The 17,922-nt window shown below is 61.7% G+C and carries 9 protein-coding genes; 6 read left to right on the top strand and 3 right to left on the bottom strand.

The features are described from left to right. From MCHUDSM44219_RS04695 to MCHUDSM44219_RS04685, 3 genes are read left to right on the top strand one after another with little or no spacing between them, the layout of a single operon-like run. A complete protein-coding gene (locus MCHUDSM44219_RS04695; protein WP_048417055.1) occupies window positions 1–6,381 on the top strand; it encodes a DEAD/DEAH box helicase in 6,381 nt (2,126 codons plus the stop codon). After that, window positions 6,382–8,598, top strand: coding sequence for a 3'-5' exonuclease (locus tag MCHUDSM44219_RS04690; RefSeq protein WP_048417054.1), 2,217 nt, complete (start codon window positions 6,382–6,384; stop codon window positions 8,596–8,598). It begins immediately after the preceding gene. A gap of 55 nt (window positions 8,599–8,653) precedes the next feature. Continuing rightward, window positions 8,654–10,813, top strand: coding sequence for a GmrSD restriction endonuclease domain-containing protein (locus tag MCHUDSM44219_RS04685; protein WP_162232085.1), 2,160 nt, complete (start codon window positions 8,654–8,656; stop codon window positions 10,811–10,813). A gap of 118 nt (window positions 10,814–10,931) precedes the next feature. Here the strand turns inward: MCHUDSM44219_RS04685 and MCHUDSM44219_RS29730 are convergent, their stop codons facing one another. Next, window positions 10,932–11,318 (bottom strand): hypothetical protein, encoded by a 387-nt coding sequence (locus MCHUDSM44219_RS29730; RefSeq protein ID WP_131722282.1) that lies wholly within the window; start codon window positions 11,316–11,318, stop codon window positions 10,932–10,934. Between the two features lie 1,066 nt (window positions 11,319–12,384). Beyond that, on the bottom strand, window positions 12,385–14,166 hold the full coding sequence (locus MCHUDSM44219_RS04680; RefSeq protein WP_048417052.1) for an alpha/beta hydrolase family protein: 1,782 nt from the start codon (window positions 14,164–14,166) through the stop codon (window positions 12,385–12,387). A 214-nt stretch (window positions 14,167–14,380) separates the two neighbouring features. On the opposite strand from MCHUDSM44219_RS04680, the gene MCHUDSM44219_RS04675 reads away from it, so the two are divergent. After that, complete coding sequence (locus MCHUDSM44219_RS04675) at window positions 14,381–15,088, top strand: PDDEXK family nuclease (protein WP_131722281.1); 708 nt, start codon at window positions 14,381–14,383, stop codon at window positions 15,086–15,088. A 447-nt stretch (window positions 15,089–15,535) separates the two neighbouring features. Here the strand turns inward: MCHUDSM44219_RS04675 and MCHUDSM44219_RS04670 are convergent, their stop codons facing one another. Further along, complete coding sequence (locus tag MCHUDSM44219_RS04670; protein ID WP_131722280.1) at window positions 15,536–17,008, bottom strand: GmrSD restriction endonuclease domain-containing protein; 1,473 nt, start codon at window positions 17,006–17,008, stop codon at window positions 15,536–15,538. Window positions 17,009–17,307: 299 nt separating this feature from the next. Between MCHUDSM44219_RS04670 and MCHUDSM44219_RS31675 the strand changes: the two genes are divergently transcribed. Both MCHUDSM44219_RS31675 and MCHUDSM44219_RS31590 read left to right on the top strand, forming a co-directional pair. After that, window positions 17,308–17,712 (top strand): NrtR DNA-binding winged helix domain-containing protein, encoded by a 405-nt coding sequence (locus tag MCHUDSM44219_RS31675; RefSeq protein ID WP_413783580.1) that lies wholly within the window; start codon window positions 17,308–17,310, stop codon window positions 17,710–17,712. Between the two features lie 63 nt (window positions 17,713–17,775). After that, window positions 17,776–17,898 (top strand): hypothetical protein, encoded by a 123-nt coding sequence (locus MCHUDSM44219_RS31590; protein WP_272818929.1) that lies wholly within the window; start codon window positions 17,776–17,778, stop codon window positions 17,896–17,898. Window positions 17,899–17,922: the final 24 nt, after the last annotated feature.

The raw sequence follows: 17,922 nt of genomic DNA, 5'->3' as shown, positions 1-17,922 counted from the left end.
ATGAGCGCACTGCTTCCCACACTCCAGGCGACGCACCTGCGGGAGGGCTTGACCGATTACCTGGCAACGACATTCGCGCTGACCGATCCCGACGCGCAGGCGGCGCTCACCGACTTTATCGGTGATCCCGACAACGGGATGTTCAAAGGGCCGTATGTACGGTTGCGGTTGCCGTTCGCCCCAGCCAGCGATGGCTGGCGTGACCATCTGGATTGGTGGCCGCCCGACTTCACGCCGTACGGGCACCAAGCGCGGGCATTCGAGCGGTTCTCCACACAGCACCAAGACCGTCCCCAACCCACCTTGGTGACCACGGGCACCGGCTCCGGAAAGACCGAGGCATTTCTGTACCCGATCCTCGATCACGTACTGCGGGCCAAGAAATCCGGCGTCAGCGGCATGAAGGCACTGATCCTCTATCCGATGAATGCGCTCGCCAACGACCAGGCCGAGCGACTGGCCACACTGATCTCTGGCGACCCGGCCCTGACCGCGGTCACCGCCGGCCTCTACACCGGTGAGCGGGGTGGTGGCGGGCGCACCCGGGTCTCGGCCGACGGGTTGATCACCGATCGCGACCTCATGCACGATTCGCCGCCCGACATCCTGCTCACCAACTACAAGATGCTCGACCACATGCTGCTGCATCCGGGTCGCGCCGACATCTGGCGGCTGTCCGCCGAGTCGCTGCAGTATCTGGTGCTCGACGAATTCCACACCTACGACGGGGCGCAGGGCACTGACGTCGCCATGCTGCTGCGTCGCCTCGGCCTGACGCTCAAAGCTCACTGGACCGCCGCGTCGCGCGTCACCGAGGACGACCGGGCCCGTCCGCTCGGCAAGGTCACCCCGGTCGCGACGTCGGCCACCCTGGGATCGCGCGCGGCTCCGACGGCCATGCTCGACTTCGCCCACACCGTCTTCGGGGAACCGTTCGGCCCCGGTGCGGTGATCGAAGAAACTCGCCTCACTCCCGACGAGTGGCGCAGAGCACGGTTGGGCAGCCACGACCATGCCTGGCGGCCGATCGAACCTGCCCTACCCGATGCACTCGACCGGATCACCAACGCGGCAGCCTCCGCCACCGACAATCACGCCATTGCCGCCGCGGTCTTCGCCGAGCTCTTCGAGCGACCCATTCCATCCGAATTCTTCGGAAATCCCACCCAATCCGAGCTCTTCGAGACACCCGGACAGTCCGATCTCTTCCAGCAGTCCACACATGCGGGCGGTCCCGCTGTCGGTTCGAACTTGACCATCGCCGACATGCTGGATCAGCTCAAGCGGCATCGGTTCATCCAGGCCGTGCTGGAGCACGCCGTCGATGCGGTATCCCTGCCCGACCTGGCTGAGAAGGTCTTCCCGGCGGTTCCTGTCGACCGCGATGCTGCCCGCACGCGTGACATCCAGATTCGGTTCCTGGAGTTCGTCTTTGCGATGCTGTCGCACGTGCGCGCCGAGACCGGACGCGCGGCGCTCGGGGTCGACGTGCATTTGTGGATCCGAGAACTCAGCCGCGTGGACCGAGCAGTCCGGACCGCCGCCGAATACCGTTGGTCCGACGACGGTACCTCCGTCGACGACGAGTTGTATCTGCCCGCGGTGTTCTGTCGGCACTGCGGAAGGTCGGGCTGGGGAGCGCGACTCGCGCCGACCGGCAGCGCGCTGGATGTCACCGATGAGGCGATCCGCGCCGACCACGCCGCCGGCGCTTCCCGGTTCCGATCGCTGATCTCGGCTCCTGCCGAAGCGCAAGTCTCTGGCGGTGTCCAGGGATTGCGGTGGTTCCACCTCGACCACCGTGAACTGCTCGACACCACACCGGATCCGCAGAGCCCCGAGGTCGTGGATGGTCGAGTGCTGCCGGTGCTCACCCTTGTCGGGCCGGAAGCTGACGAGGAATCCAAGAACGATGTGTGTCCGGCATGCGGGGCCGTCGATGGCATTCGCTTCCTCGGCAGCGCAGTCGCCACGCAACTGTCGGTGACCCTGTCGAACATGTTCGGGGACAAGCACCTCGACGCCGCTGAGAAGAAGGCGTTGATGTTCACCGACAGCGTGCAAGACGCTGCGCACCGCGCCGCGTTCGTGCAGGCCCGCTCGCACAGCCTCAGCCTTCGCACGGCGCTGCGCGGGGCGCTCGGCGATGCCGAACTCGACCTCGACGAACTCGCCAGGGCCGTCATCGACCGCGCCGGCAACGACCCGATGCTGCGTTACCAACTGCTGCCGCCGGATCTGGTGGACCGCGATGAGTTCGTCCCGTTCTGGAAGTCCGACGTGCACCCGAACTCGCGGCGGGCGGCGGAGAACAAGGCCAAGCGCCGGCTACGGTTCGACGTCGATCTGGAATTCGGTCTGCAGTCCCGCACCGGCCGCACCCTCGAGCTCACCGGCAGTGTCGTCGCCGAGGTTTATCTCGGGGCGGCGCACAAGGCCCCAATCCTCGGGCGCCGTGCCCTCGAAAAGGACGACCCCACCCAGCTCCCGCTGACCGGCGTGTCCGATGCAGCCCTGTCCCGCTGGGTGCGGGGTACGGTCGAACGGATCCGTACCCGTGGCGGCATCCACCACGACTGGCTGCGGCCCTATCTGGAGAAGAACGCCAACCGCTACCACCTCTGGGGCGGGCGGCCACGCGGCCAGGGCATGCCCGCCTTCCCGAAAGGACGCCCCGCCCCGGCATTCCCGGCCCTCAAATCTGGAACCGGTGCTCTCCCAGAGGGCTTCGACCCGATCACCGCACCATCGTCCTGGTACGCGCAGTGGACATCGCGATGCCTTGACGTCAGCCCCCACGACGGCACCTTTCTCGCTAAGGCGCTGTTCGCCGAACTCGCCGAACAGATGCTGCTGTCCACCGTCACGACCGAGACAGGTTCCGTCGTCTACGGGCTGCCTGCGGCCACCGTCCAGGTCAGCGCTCCGACCATGGATTCGCTCGAAGACGGGCGACACCTGCTGGTCTGCGACATCTGCCAAACCCCGACGCCGGGCAGCGCCACCACCGTCGACGAACTCGACGGCGCACCCTGCACGCTGATCCGCTGCCCAGGCCGACTGCACCGCAGCGCGAAGACCGACAACTTCTACCGCAGGCTCTATGACTCCACACAGATGAAACGCGTCGTCGCGCGCGAACACACCAGCCTGCTGCCGACCAAGACCCGGCTCGACTACGAGACCGCCTTTAAACGCGGCGGGACCGACCCGCAGGCACCCAACGTGCTCGTCGCCACCCCCACCCTGGAGATGGGCATCGACATCGGTGACCTGTCCACCGTCATGCTCGGGTCGCTGCCCCGCTCGGTGTCCTCCTATCTGCAACGAGTCGGGCGCGCCGGCCGACTCACCGGAAACTCCCTGGTACTGGCCTACGTTCGCGGCCGCGGCGAACATCTGCCCAAACTGTTCGAACCGCTGTCGGTGATCCAAGGGGACGTACGGCCACCGGCGACGTTCCTCAACGCGGAGGAGATCCTGCAACGCCAGTACATCGCGCACATCGTCGACCAGTTCGCCCGCGACCCCCAGGTGGCGGTGCCCAAGGACGCGCGATCGGTGCTCGGTGACAACGGCTCCGACGGCTGGTTGACCCAGCTGATGGACACCGCCGCCACCCGCGCCGACGCGCTGCTGGACCGCTTCCAGGCCCAGTTCGGTTCCCATCTCGGCCCCGACGCCGTCGCGGCGCTGCGCTCCTTTGCGAGCCCGCCATCGCAGGGCGGACCCAGCGGACTCACCCAGCGCCTGATGGCCGCGGCCCATCAATGGCAAGTCGACCTCAAGGAACTCAACGAGCGGCTGGCCACCGTCGAGGCCGACCTGCCCGAATTCGAACGCCGAGCCACCTCACCCGCAGCCACCGACGACGACCGGCGTGCCTTCAAGATCGCCAAGGGATCGCGCAGACTGCTTGGTGCCCAGATCACCTCGTTGACCCGCGACTACTGGATATCCGTTCTCGAACGCTACGGAGTGCTCCCCAACTACACACTCCTCGACGACGCGGTGACACTCGACGTCGGTGTCACCTGGATTGACCCAGACAGCAACGACTACATGGGGGAACAACTCAGCTACCAGCGTGGCTCCCGGGTTGCGCTCACCGAACTCGCCCCCGGCGCCACCTTCTACGCCCAAGGCCTCGCGGTCGCCATCGACGCGGTCGACCTGGGCGCCGGTGAATCTAACATCCACGCGTGGCAGATCTGCCCGCAATGCGGATGGGTGCACAGCGGACCGGCTGCCGCGGTGACCGCGCCCGTGTCGAGCTGCCCGCGTTGCCACAGCACCGGCATCGCCGATGTGAGCCAGCACCTCGCCGTCGTCGAGATGACACGGGTCTCGGCCGAAGTACGTCGGGACGAGGCCACCATCAACGACCTCCGCGACAACCGCCAACAGGAACCGTTCACGGTGGTTACCGCTGCTGATATCGATCCGACCCAGGTTGGCCGCACGTGGTACCGCTCCAGCTCGTCCTTCGGCGCGGAGTACCTGCGGCGCTTGGATATCCGCTGGCTCAACCTCGGAGCACGAACATCCAAAGGCAAGACGCGGATGATCGCCGGGCAGGAATCGGCCAGCGGCCTGTTCCGGGTCTGTGCGTCCTGCGGGCAACTCGACCGCGACGCCGGTCGCAACAGTCGCTACGAGCACCGCACGTGGTGCCGCCTGCGCGGTTCGGCCGTCGAGGACGTCCGTGACATCGCCTTGGCGCGACGGCTGCGTACTCAGGGTGTGCTGCTGCACCTGCCGGCGCAGATGGAGTACGACAACTTCGCCCACCCCAGCATGGCCGCCGCGATCCTGCTCGGCCTGCGCGAGGTGATCGGCGGATCCCCTGAGCATCTCGACGTCGCCACCATCAGCGACGCGCTGTGGGCACCTGACCGGCGTGCCCTGCTGATCCACGACACCGTCCCCGGCGGGACCGGCTACCTCGCCGAATTCGCCGATCACACGAAGGTTTTCGCGGTCCTCGCCGCGGCCCGGCAGATCCTGCGGGAATGCCCGTGCCGGGACGAGGAGCGGCTGGCCTGCCACCGATGCCTGCTCCCGTTCGCCGCGCCCTACGAGATGGACAAGGTGTCCCGGCTCACCGCGTTGAAGCTGCTCGACGACATCCTGGACGTCGGCGCCCACGGCACTCCCGACGTGGTTGCCTGGACCGCCGAGGTGACCGAGAAGGCGCCACCCAGCACGCCGCTCAGCGACGAGTCATTCCTGGAGCGCGACTTCTACAGCTCGTTCATCGAACGGCTCAAGCTGATGGGTGCGGCCGTCGTGGAAAAACCAGGAGTTTACGGTCCGTCGGCGACCATCACGCTGCAGGGCAGCAAGGCGCGGAAATGGTCACTGCGACCGCAGGTTTCACTGGACTTCGTCAAGCCCGACTTCGTGTTGCAGACGGCCGACCCGGATATCCCACGTATCGCGATCTTCGCCGACGGCCGCTCCTTTCACGCCGTCCCCGGCTGCAATCGCGTGGCCGACGACGCCGACAAGCGTGCCGCGCTGCGGGCCGCGGGCTATCTGGTGTGGTCCTTCGGTCACGAGGATCTACAGCGCTTCAAATCCGGCGAGTCGGTCGAGCCGGCCTGGCTCGATCCGAAGGCAACCAGCTTTGTCACCAGCCGCTTCCACGTCCAACCGGGTTTGATTCGCCTGCAAGCGAAGGACCCGGTCTCCCAGCTGCTGGAGTTCGTCGTCGCGCCCGACATCGAGGCGTGGCGACACTTCAGCACCTGGATGCCGTACTTGTTCGTGCGTGGTGACAACCGGGTGAAGTCCGACGCCGACTCGGTCGCTGCTGCGGCTAGGGCGGCGCTGGACGGCGCGGCGCCGTTCGACGCGGCCGGTTCCGACATTTGCTGGGCGTACACCGACGGCGGCGTCACCGTTGCCGCCGGGGTGCGCACCACGTCGGATCCGCCGCGGGCGGTGCTCGCTGTCGACGACCGCGACGAGCGGTTGGAAAGCCTGGACGGAAAAGCCTGGAAGGAATGGCTGCGGCTGTCGAACTGGCTGGGGATCGCCGACCCCGACCGGGTTACTGCTCGTACGTTGCTGACGTATGGGGCGTCGGCTCCATCCATCCAGACCGACGAGCCCGAGCTGTCGGCGGAATGGCAACAGCTGTTCGACGAGGCGGTATCGGACGCCGAGCGGGATCTCATCCGCGCGCTGGCTTCAGCTGGTGCGACGGCACCCGAACTGGGCTACGAGACGGCCGATGGTGACGTACTCGACATGGCTTGGGCCAGTGGGCGGGTGGCGGTGGTGTTCGAACATAGTGCATCAGTGGACGGATGGACGCTGTGCGCCCCCGAGATAGATGAGATCGTCGAAGCCTTGAAACTGAACGGAGTGGTGTAGGTGGCGAATCTGGTCATTGCGTCAAACAGCAAGGGCATGTCCAAGCTGGACGGTTCGGTCAAGAACAAGGTGTACGACTTCTTCGAGAAGCTGGCCGCAGACGACACCTCCGCCAAGCTGCACATCGAGCCAATGAAGGGCGCTGTCGATCCAAGAGTCCGTACCGGTCGCGTCGATCTGTACTGGCGGGCGGTGCTGTTCCGTATCGACGACAAGCAGAGTGGGCCGACGTACATCTACATGGGTACGTGGCCGCATGACGACGCGATCAAGCTCGCCGAACGGGCGACCCTGCGGGTCAACCCCATCAATGGAACCCTCGAGGGACTCATCGGAGAGTCCGCGCCCGCGACGCCCGCGCAGGAGCAGCCGGTCTCGCCACCCGTCCAAAAGCCCGCGGCGTCCTACCTTGGCGGAGTCGGTTATACGCTCTCCGATCTGACGGACGGGTTGGGTATCAACGCCGCGCTCGCATCCAAAGCGATGGAGGCCTCGGACGAGTCCGAGTTGTTGGAGGCCGCGGCGACCGGACTCGAATGGGAGGGCAGCGCACTCCTCGAGTTGGCGACCGGATTCGCCATCGAGACCATCAGGGAAAACCATGGATTCGCGACAAAGCCAGTCGACGACTCCCTTGACGATGACCAGCAGATCATTGCCGCTCTGGAACGTCCGGCGTCGAAAATGCAATTCGCCTTCATTGAAGACAACGAAGAACTTCGTAGAGTCATCGAAGGCGGAGACTTCGCCGCATGGCGGACGTTCCTCCACCCCGAACAGCGGAAGTACGTGGAGTCCGATTTCTCTGGTGCATTCCGTCTTTCAGGCGGAGCCGGCACAGGGAAGACTGTCGTCGCGATCCATCGAGTACGCCGACTCGCCCGCAACAACCCGGATGCCCGGATTGTCTTGACCACCTTCAACGCCACACTCGCGCAGGGACTCAAGACCGACCTCAAGGCATTGGACCCGGGGTTGCTCCTGGCTGAGAGGCCAGGAGACCCTGGCGTCTACGTCGGCGGCATTGACGCGCTCGGCAGAGACGTCCTGAATCGATCCGGCGATGCTGCGGCCGCAGCCTCCGAGCGAGTTTTCCGTCACGCCATCGAATTCGGTTCGAAGCGGACCTCATCGGACGCCGTCTGGCGAGAAGTTGCTCAATCCGTCGACTCCGGACTCGACTCGATAATCGCCACCCCGGCCTTTCTTGAGACCGAGTACGTGGCCGTCGTTCTGGCGAACCGCGTCACCACACTGGAGCAATACGCGAAGGTGGCACGGCATGGACGCGGTGTGCGACTGAGCCGCCCGCAACGCATCGCGGTGTGGAAGCTGGTAGAGGCGTTTCGTCGGCGAAGCCAAATGGACGAAACCATAAGCTTCCCGGAGGTTCTTGCGCTTGCCGCCGAGGCGCTACGAGTTCGCACAGAGCGCGACGGAAGCTATCTGGCCGATCACGTGATCGTCGATGAGGCGCAGGATCTGCACGCAACCCACTGGGCGTTGTTGCGAGCACTGGTCGCAGAAGGTCCCAATGATCTTTTCATTGCCGAGGACTCGCACCAGCGAATCTATGGGAGCCCGGTGGTGCTGAGCCGCTTCGGGGTCAAGATCGTCGGCCGGTCGCGCCGACTGACGCTGAACTACCGCACCACCGCGCAGAACCTCCACTTCGCTGTGAGCGTGCTCTCCGGTGCCGAGTACCTCGATCTCGAACAGGGCGAGGAGTCGACCAGCGAATACCGTTCCGCCCGCAATGGGCCTGTGCCGGAACTGATTCCGTGTGCTGACATGTCCGCCGAGCTGGAGGCGGTCGCAACCAAGTTGAAGTCGTGGTTGGTGGACGATGATGTCGAGCCCGAGAGCATTGCCGTGCTCACGCGCAGTCAGGACGAGCGAGATCGCTTCGTCCGAGGACTCAGCGAGCGCGGTGTGTCGGCCCGTGCAGTGGACAAGAATGCTTCGACAACGGGTCAGCCGCTTGTCATGACGATGCACCGCGCTAAAGGGATGGAATTCTCCAGGGTTGTTCTCGCAGGGGCGGATGAGAAGCATGTCCCGTCGCCGGCGACGTTGCGGAACGTCCCGGATGAAGAACGTGCTGAGGCGCTGTTGCGCGAGCGTTCGCTGCTCTATGTCGCGAGTAGCCGTGCGCGAGATGCATTGGTTGTGACGTGGAGTGGTAAGCGTTCTGAATTGCTCGGGGCCGGCGAATAAGCGAAAGGCACTACAGCTGATGGAAACTCAAGTTCGAACTCCACAATCGGTGTTCATGCAGCCGCAGCGGCTGATTGTGCCCCTGTTTCAACGGCCGTACGTCTGGAACCGGGAGAACCAGTGGGCGCCGTTGTGGCACGACGTAATACGAGTGGCAGAACGACATCGCGCGGAGCCGAATACAAAGCAGCAACCCCATTTTTTAGGCGCTGTAGTCCTGCAACAGTTGCAGAATCCTGTGGGTTCGCTCCAGGTCCGCACCGTGATCGATGGACAGCAACGACTCACTACATTGCAGGTGCTTCTCGATGCGCTACATGCAGAAATTGCACAGGCCGGCGTGCGACAGCCTGCGCTTCGCCTGGAAACGCTCGTCAGAAACCCGGAAGCATTCTGTGAGAACCACGAAGACAAGTTCAAGGTTTGGCCAACGAACCGGGACAGGCCGTCATTCAATGCGGTCATGGACGCGCCGCCACCGATCGAATACGCAGCACTTCCGCATGCCGGCGAGCGCCTCGTTGAGGCGCATCGCTATTTTGCCGAGCAGGCGCGCGAGTGGTTAAAGTTGGACGGCCCCGAAGGTGTCAACAAGAGGGCCGACAGTATCGAATTTGCCGTCCGAGAACTACTCCAACTCGTAGTAATCGATCTCGCCGCTGACGAAAACGCTCAGGAAATTTTCGAAACGCTCAATGCCAGGGGTGCGGGCCTCACAGCCGCAGACTTGATCAAGAACTTCGTGTTCCAGCGCCTCCTCGAGCAGGGCGTCGATGTTGAGGTTGCGTACGAATCGCATTGGAAAGAATTCGAGACCGGATTCTGGGAAGCGGAGGTGACCTTCGGGCGGTTGCGCTATTCTCGTTCGTCAATTTTCCTTAATCACTGGCTCATTGCGCGCACCGGCGAAGAGATCGTTGCGCGTGAGGTCTTCGCCAGATTCAAGCGCTACGCGGACTACGAAGCTGAAGTGCCAATGATTCAGCTGGTGGGTCAGATTGCACGAGCGAGTGTCGTGTATCGACGATTCATCGAGGGCGCGACTGCCAGCAATCCAGTCGACCGTTTGCAACTTTTCGCTTACCGGTCGAGCATGTTGGAAAGTGAGGTCTTCAAGCCCGTCGTACTTTGGCTTCGGGACCCCGAATTGAACCCAGTGCCTCCGGAGCAAGAGCTAAAAGTGCTTGAGGTTCTTGAGAGTTGGCTTGTACGCAGAATGCTCGTCCGAGCTCGCACGAGCTCTTACACACAGGTTGCTGCAGAGTTGGTCACCCAGCTGAGCAAGGGTGAACGCGACGAGGCCGGCGACGTGGTTGAACAGTACTTCGCGGGCCAGAACGTTAGCAGCCGTTACTGGCCTGATGACGCTGAGCTTTCCAATGATCTGACGGCCGCACCGGCCTACCAACGGATTAGCAATGGTCGGCTGCGGATGGTTCTGGAGGCAATCGAGGATCATCGACGAGGATGGAAGGGACTCGTCCCGGGTCTTGGCGGTGAACGCGTTGCCCGAGGGGCGTACCACATCGAGCACGTGCTCCCGCAGAAGTGGCAAGCGCACTGGCCGCTACAACAAGCCCCAGACGAGGCTGCACGAGACCGCCTTATTCATACGATCGGGAACTTGACTCTCCTCACCTCGAAGCTGAACGCAAAGGTCTCAAACGCGCCGTGGGAAACGAAGCGCGCTGCCCTGCAGCAACACGATGTGCTCAAACTGAATTCGGATCTGCTCGGCCAAGCGGGCCTCGAATGGAACGACACCAAAGTGCGCGCGCGCACCGCGGTGATGACACAAGCGATCATCGAAATCTGGCCGGTGCCAGACGGTCACCGGTCAAACTTTGGACATGCAGAAGAGCAGCCGCGCCGACGCGTCACAATGGCCGACCTTATCGGCGCCGGCTTGATCGAAGCGGGGTCGACTATCTACGTGCGCCGAAAGTCGTTAAGCGGAAGAACAGCCATCGTCCTGCCAGACGGTCGTATTGACGTTGACGGGCACGTCTTCGACACCCCGTCTGGCGCGGCGCGCTGGATATCTGGCAAGAGTGAAAACGGATGGTGGTTCTTCAACGTTGGCGCGAATGACCATCGTTCTCTTGCTGAGATGTGGAACGAGTACCTTGACCAGGTCCCGGAAATGAGCGATGACGCCGAGTTGGAGACCGACGATGAAGTGCCTGGTGACCAGCTGGAATCGACTGATAGTTGATGTTGGCGGGACCGCGCGAGGGAGATCAGGTGCGGCTCGGACCCTAGCTGCGATCACATAGAATTGGTCGGGTCTTCGTCGTGCCGGGCCTTGGTACAACCGCCCTCCGGTTATGAGGTCAACGTCGACGTGCTTGGGCTCCACGGGTGACACATCTCAACGGTTGCGTGGTCTCGCGCAAGCCAAACTTGGGTTGGATTTCCGCTAGCCGTGCATGAATATGGCGCCGCAGTCCCACCGACATGCGCCCTTCATAGTGCAGAAGTGCTCGCAGGACCCCGTCCTCGTGGCCGGCCTGAGCCTTGTTCTGGGAATGCTCGCCGAGCGCAACCATGTGAACGGCGCGGCGGAGATCGATGATGCGGTCGAGTCGAACTTCGTCGCGCCTTCGGGCGGCGTCTTCGATGCTTAGACCTTCTTCTTCGTCGCGAAGTGCGCTGCCGTAGTGACAGTCGACGTGGCGCACCAGCTGAATGATTTCGTCATGAAACTCATTGCTGGACATGAAATCCCTTTATAGCTGCCGAAGGCGGGCCGTAGCTGCGAACACTCAGTCGCATCTACTGGCTTGTCGGGTTACCAGATATCCGTGGGAATGTCTCCAACACTATCCGGACCAGTGCATCTGCCGTCGCTTCGTCAATCTCAATTATTTGGCTGGGTTTGGGCCCCAACTTCCTTAAGTCCGACCCCAGTGTCGCCAATCGGAGCAGCTTCGTGCCGGCGTCATCAAAGACAGTTGTGTACAAGCAGTCGACTTCCGTCCTCGGAGGGCGGGCCGGTTCGGGATCGGGTTTAAGGGATCGAATTTTCGCCACGAAGCCCACCGTAATTGAGCCGGTGGCGATGAGGGCCGGAAAGGCGCCGAGTTACGCCGTTCATCGGCGAATCGTTTGGTGACTCAATGAACGCAATCGACTTCCTGTCCTTGTACCATCACATGGCTTGCGTCTTGTTCCCGTGCCTGACCAAGAGAACCCTTAGGTGTTATTGCCAGCAGTATGTCAACTCACTCCGGTCTGGGCAGACCTGCTGGCCACCCTCCGCTTTGGTGCGCGAGCTCGATTCGGTTGAAGGCCGGGCCCATAAGGGTTCGCAATTTTAACGGAGGAAAAGGCATTGCTTGCAGCATCAAGTCTACCGCCCCCGATCGGAACTCAACGACCGTATCCACGTATGAGAATGTTCGTCGTCCGCCGGCGTTAAGAACCTCTGCCACAGGCATTCCCGTTATCGCGCCTACAGCGCCCAAGCCTCCGCCGATAAGTCCAGAATCTTGGATAGTTGTCTGTACCCAGCGCCGGATACTGTGAATACGCGCACGTCTTCGTAGTTAATCGCGAACGCCTCGCGGGAGTACGTTTCCAAAGCCGTCGCGATGACGCCGTCTCTAACCAAGCGAAGTCAGCACGTTAACTCGAGCAATCTCCTAGACCTTGCCCCCGTACCTCCGCGACGGTTTAGGCGATCGCTCAAGTTTGTGTTGCCATCATCGCGTCCGGCGAGGGAGGGGGAGACGTGGTCGCCAGCATCAAGAACAGAAAGTCAGCCCAGATCCTCGGACGTTTCGATCACCGTCCGACTTGTTTGGGCTCGCCGTCGGTGATGGAAACTGGTGACAATCCGTTCTCGATCATGAATCGAAGCAGCTGTTTGACCGCCGCTCTTGCTGCAGCGAGCTGAACAAGCCTCTGCGATTTCGGATCGTTGAACGGTTGCAGTCGGTTGAGCGCAGAAGAGATCTGGCTTTCGAAGTCGGTGAGCTGGTACCAGAGCGTCCGGTCATGCGGCAGGTCGAGCTTCTTGCGGGCGTGCTCAGTCGCCACACTCATCGTCAGGCTTTCGAGGTTCGGTCCTGTGGTTTGAGCCCCGGGTCCAGAGACTGCGGCGGCTGTCGCTGCCGCGGCTCCGGTTCCAGCCAGACTTCCGAGCATCGCCAGTCCGCCCATCATCCCGCCGGGACCGAATGCGGCGAGGCTGCTGGTGACAGCGGCAGCTCCAGCAAGACCCGCCGGAGCGGCAACGGCGAGACCAACGGGTCCCGCTGCGAGCAAGGCGACCCCTGCCGCCGCCGTGAGTACACGTCCCCAGGGCACCCCGCCCTTTGGGGCCACAGATCGTTGGACGTCGTTGATCGCCGCGACGACGACTTTACCTATCCGGCGAGTGAATCCGAGTTCCACAGAGATGTGTTCGAGCGCGAGTGGGATGGCGGAACCGGCGTCGATCTCGTACGGCGTCACGGGATTCGTCAGGGCGAGCACTACCAGCTCTGCGACGGCGTCATGGAATTCCCAGCGGTGCGGCAAAGGTGCTAAGGATCCGTTCGACAGTTGGACCATCTCCGGCGAGAGTAGCTGTCCTGAGGCCTCCTGCTGCAACAGCTGCGCCGCAATGTCATCGCGAAGAATTTGCAGTGCGGCGCGGTACCGAGACCGCGCGTTGTCGTCTTTGAGGTTGTTGGCGACGGCTTCTGCGAAGTGTTGCAGAAGGAGCATCGACGCCTCGCCATCTCCCATTCGCACCGCGATGTCGGCTGAGGCTCTCACCACCTCCTTGCCGGGGTACAGAACGTCGGCGATCAGCGCCGAGACGGACGCTTCGCCTATATAGGTTGCAGCATCGTGGCCAGTGATCGTGGTAAGAAGAAAATCTTGGGCTCCTGGGAAGGTGCTCGCTAGCCCCCGCCCCCCGGTCACTATGTCCCGAACGTTGAGGAAGTTCGACCAATCGTCGACCCGTGAGTAAGGAAACTTCTTCAGGAGCCGTTCACTGCCCTCGTGAAGGGCTCGAATGTTCGCCGGGCTCCCGATGGTGATGAACCGACGCACGTGGAGGTTCTCCGGCAGGTGATCGAGAAGATCGATTGCGATCACGGAGCCGAGGCTGTGAGCGATAAGGATGACGTCACCGTATGAAGGGAGATGGTCGATGATGTGGTTCATGACGTCGGCTCGAACCTTGTCGTCGCGAACATACCGACGCACCTGATCGAGATTCATGACGGAGGCGTGGCTCACGAAGAACTCAGGTGCGACGTCCCATACGGGCGCGGGGATCAGATTGAAGCCGAAGGTCCGGACGCCGTGCTGTGTACGGAGCAGGCGCTGCACCCTAGCCTGTCGGCGCTCGAACTCCTGGCGCGCGGAAGCCTCGTCCTGCGGCCTGTACGTGATTGGTGGAAGCTTGCCGCCGCGGCCTTCCGTCTTGAGGTAAGAGGAGTAGCGCGGGGCGATGACCTGTTCCCGGTCGACGGGCTCATGGCCCGCTTGGACAAGACCTCTGTTCAGGCCGTCGAGCCACGAATAGTGAGGGTCGCCGTCGCCGATGCCGTGCAGAAAGATGATCTTCATTCGTTCCCCTCCTGATGGTCACTTGCGACCTCCACGCAAGCTGCCCGGATCGAACCACCGAAAGCAACCGACCAATGTTCGAGCGGATTTGCTCGGAGTGAGCGAGCATGTGCGAATCGAACCGTGCAGCAACTGTCCGTGATAGAAATCGGGCTAACGCCTGCTTAGCGGACGATGGGAAGCTGAGTCAAGCAAGCGCTGGTGGAGGGGGAACATGGCGGCGCGACTGACGAGAGAAGATCGTTTGGATCGTCTGGTCGCAAAGATGCGGCAGCGCGTCGACGCGGCGTCCACGACGACGCGGCTGCTGAGGCATATGCCGAAGAGCAAGCTAGGCGTCCTCGTTCGTGAAGCAGGATACGAGCGGACTTCTACGAAGCTTTTGGAGGAGCTGAGTGACCGATTCAGAAATGCAGGGTTGGAGTTCAGTCCGGAATTGCTCGACCCGGCCAACACGCCGGCGTCCCTGATCTACTTCTTCGACGCGGAGCGTCCAATCAAAGGACTCCAGCCAACCCGCGAATTGTTCAAGGTCGAAAGCCAGCTGTCCCGCTTCCTTTGGCTGAATCACAATTTTCTCGACCAAGCGACCAAGGATCTGCGGATCATCGAGCGGGAGAAGCAACTGGCTCCAGGCTCCAAGATCGATCTGCTCGCGGTCGATACGAGGACACGAGAGCTGGTCGGTATCGAGCTCAAGGCGGAAGAACCGGATCAGGGAATCGTTGCGCAGGCGTCGAAGTACATGAGAGCGTTGAAGTCTCTTGCGGAGAAAAGTGACCGTCCCGGCGCTCGCCTGGTCATCATCACGGGACAGCCAGACGACGATCTCGCCGAGCTCGTTCAGGTTCAGGCTGAGAAGCTGGGCGTGAAGACTGATTGGTATCTCTATCGAGTCCGGTTCGAGCTGAATAAGCAATGAGGCGCGAGTCAACCGGACGCCAGGGTAGTGCGACTGCGACCCACTTAGGCCCCACCATAAGCAACCCGGGGCCGGGCTCTTCATCGGCATGCGTGTAGTGCGTGGCGTCTACGCCTAGAGATTGCGCGCCGAGCGTGCACAGTCGATCGCGGCAATATTGATCAGACCGTCCTTACGTGCAGTTCGACCCATCACGGACGTTATGGCTATCGCTGTTTTCGACTCTGATGTCAACGGCCCAGAATCCCCGGTCCGGTGATCTAAGTCTGTTTAAGCGGCAAACTGCACCATCGCTCACTTCGCTGCCGCGAGTTCCACGTGACGCCGTTCACAAATTCGGCTGGGCGGCGCGTAACGGCCGTGATGGGATACCTGCGACGCCACCTCACCCCCTTTTCCTGCGTGCGGACACTGATAAGCGCTGCAATCGGGCAACGGAGCCTCCGCCTAGTCGGTGATCGAATCGTTCGCTTGTTTTTGCTGATTGCAGAAGCGGTGCGTCAGCGCCGCATTATCTTCAGTTGTTGTACCGCCCTTGCTCCAGGGCACTATATGGTCAATATGTGCATCATCGATAATCTTGATCTGCTGCTTGCATATCGTGCACGCCGGATCGGCATCATAGAGCTTCTTCTTCACTGTTTCCGGAAATATCCTCGATCCTTGCTGTTGGTTGCCTATGACAGATTCAAGCATGTCCAGCCACATTGTGAATCGTTTCGCTACGCGCTTAGACTCAGAAATAGTGTGCGAAATAAGATCGTTGAATGTTCCGTTGGACATCAAATCCAAGCTTGCTTCGTAAATCGCGTCAGAGTTCTTAGTAACTAGAGATCGTGAGTAACGCGTGAACCCGTACATCTGTACGTCGTAGAGCGCCCGGTTGAGTCGAGGCTCCCACTTCCCTGGGGTTTTAGCATCTCCGGCGACATAGCGGCGTGCCACCCTGTCGCCGTACACGGTCAACGCTGATTTAACTGCTTCGCCGAATGCCTTCTCGGCCTTCTTCTGGTCCTTCGCCTTGCGGTGGCGCCACTGCTCCATTTCATTGTTGAGGAATTCTTTAGTCTTTTTGTCGGGATGTTTGAGATAGGTCTGGTTGTAGAACGCCATGAACCTAAGGACTAGCTCTACATCGACCATGCGCTTATGAGGCTTAGACTGCTTAAGAATCGTCATGAAGTCTTTGTTGGAGGAGAGTTGCTTCAGCTGCTCGTTGTACTCACCTCGATAGACTGAGTTTCGCAGCTCTTGATCGTTTAACTTTGTTGCTCCTTCATTAAGCCTTTCGAACATGGTGAAACGAACGTCTGGATCAGAATTTTTCTGAATAGTAATCACCGACAAGCTGAAGTCGCTGATCTCGTCCTGGAGACGTTCCTCGAGGTCTTGATACTTCTTCCCGTCCAAAGAGCGAAGCGGCCCCAACCCTTTTAGGGAATACTCGTTATCTATAAATCGGAAGAGGCTAGTCAGCCTTTGCTGACCGTCGATAACTACCTCAGTTCCGTCCTCTTCTTCAGCGAAATAAAACAGCGGAATTGGTAGCCCTAAGAGCACAGATTCGACAAGACGGCTTCGCTTCTGAATCGGCCATACCTCGTACCGCTGAAAGTCAGGCTGAGTGTCGAGCTTCTTCTTGTGCCATCGCTTGAGCAAAGAATCAACGTCGGGGGTCCACGGCTTGGCCAGAATCGCGGGGCCCTTTGAGATGTCCGCCTGGGGTTCGTAGTCTTCATCGTCCGCACCTAGATCTGTGTCCGGCGGAACAATCAGCCTGAAGAACCCGGCTTCGGCGTTGCAGTCGGGGCACGACCACCCCTCGGGTTGGTCCTCAAGATCGACGCCTGCATTTTCTGGCGCGCGGTATATCCACCCGCAACTATCACACTGATACTCATTGGGACTGGAGTCTGACACCGAGAACCTCTCAGCTCGTTGACGACGTTGCTGACCGGGCAACAGTACCTACAGGTACTGCTGTGTGGCTTCAGGCTGACGAAGACCGCGCGAGTGAGCACGGACGGCGACGCTTCAATTCGCCTGGAAAGCTTAGCGGCGATGGAGAGGTAACCCTTTAAAAGGACGGTTAGGTAGACCTGGTCCTTGAGGAACGTGAGCTGTTGGCCGACTGCGCCGGCTGTGTATGTCAGCTCCAGAGCGTCTGTGCCGGGAAGTGGGCGAAGTGTCACGTGACTTCTCCGCGCTGCCCGTGTTCGATGGCCCTGGCCGGGTTGACCGCGGCTGGTTGCCGTCGGTGGCGCACGTCAACTTGGTGCCGCGGCACCGACTCAAAGCCCGGTCCGCGGACACGACGCGGCTGGTGCCCGTCACAGCGCCGGGCCGGCTTATCTACGACCACGCCGACATCGTCAAACTCTCGGTGTCGTGTCCGCAGACGCTATGCCAACACGCCCGATCCCGACCGTCTGCTCGGTCTCGAGTTCACCATGCCGGACCTGCACAGTCTCCATCAGCACATCGCCGGACGTGAGATCCAGCGCGACTGGTTCCGGCGCGCTATGGAGCCGCAGCTCGTCGCAACCGGCGTGATGACCGCCCGAGGTCGGGGGCGGCCCGCTGAGCTGTTCCGCCACCCGCCCCGCGCGCGCGACAACAGCTGAACGGGACGGAGGTAGTCAGACACAGTGCTTCGCAGTGAAGACCGCGCCGAGCAAGGAGAAGGCATGACGGATAAGCGCCGGAGCAACGGTTACGACATCATCGGTGACATCCACGGATGCGCCGATCAACTCGAGGCGCTCCTGTCGGCGATGGGCTATCACCGGTCCGGAAACTCGGGCGCCTAGCGGCATCCCAACCGCACTGCCAGC

Origin of the sequence: Mycolicibacterium chubuense, from assembly GCF_001044255.1 — a bacterium.
Classification (GTDB): Bacteria; Actinomycetota; Actinomycetes; order Mycobacteriales; family Mycobacteriaceae; genus Mycobacterium; species Mycobacterium chubuense.
Note: the sequence above shows the minus strand (reverse complement) of the source record. Positions and strands in the feature narration are given on the sequence as shown.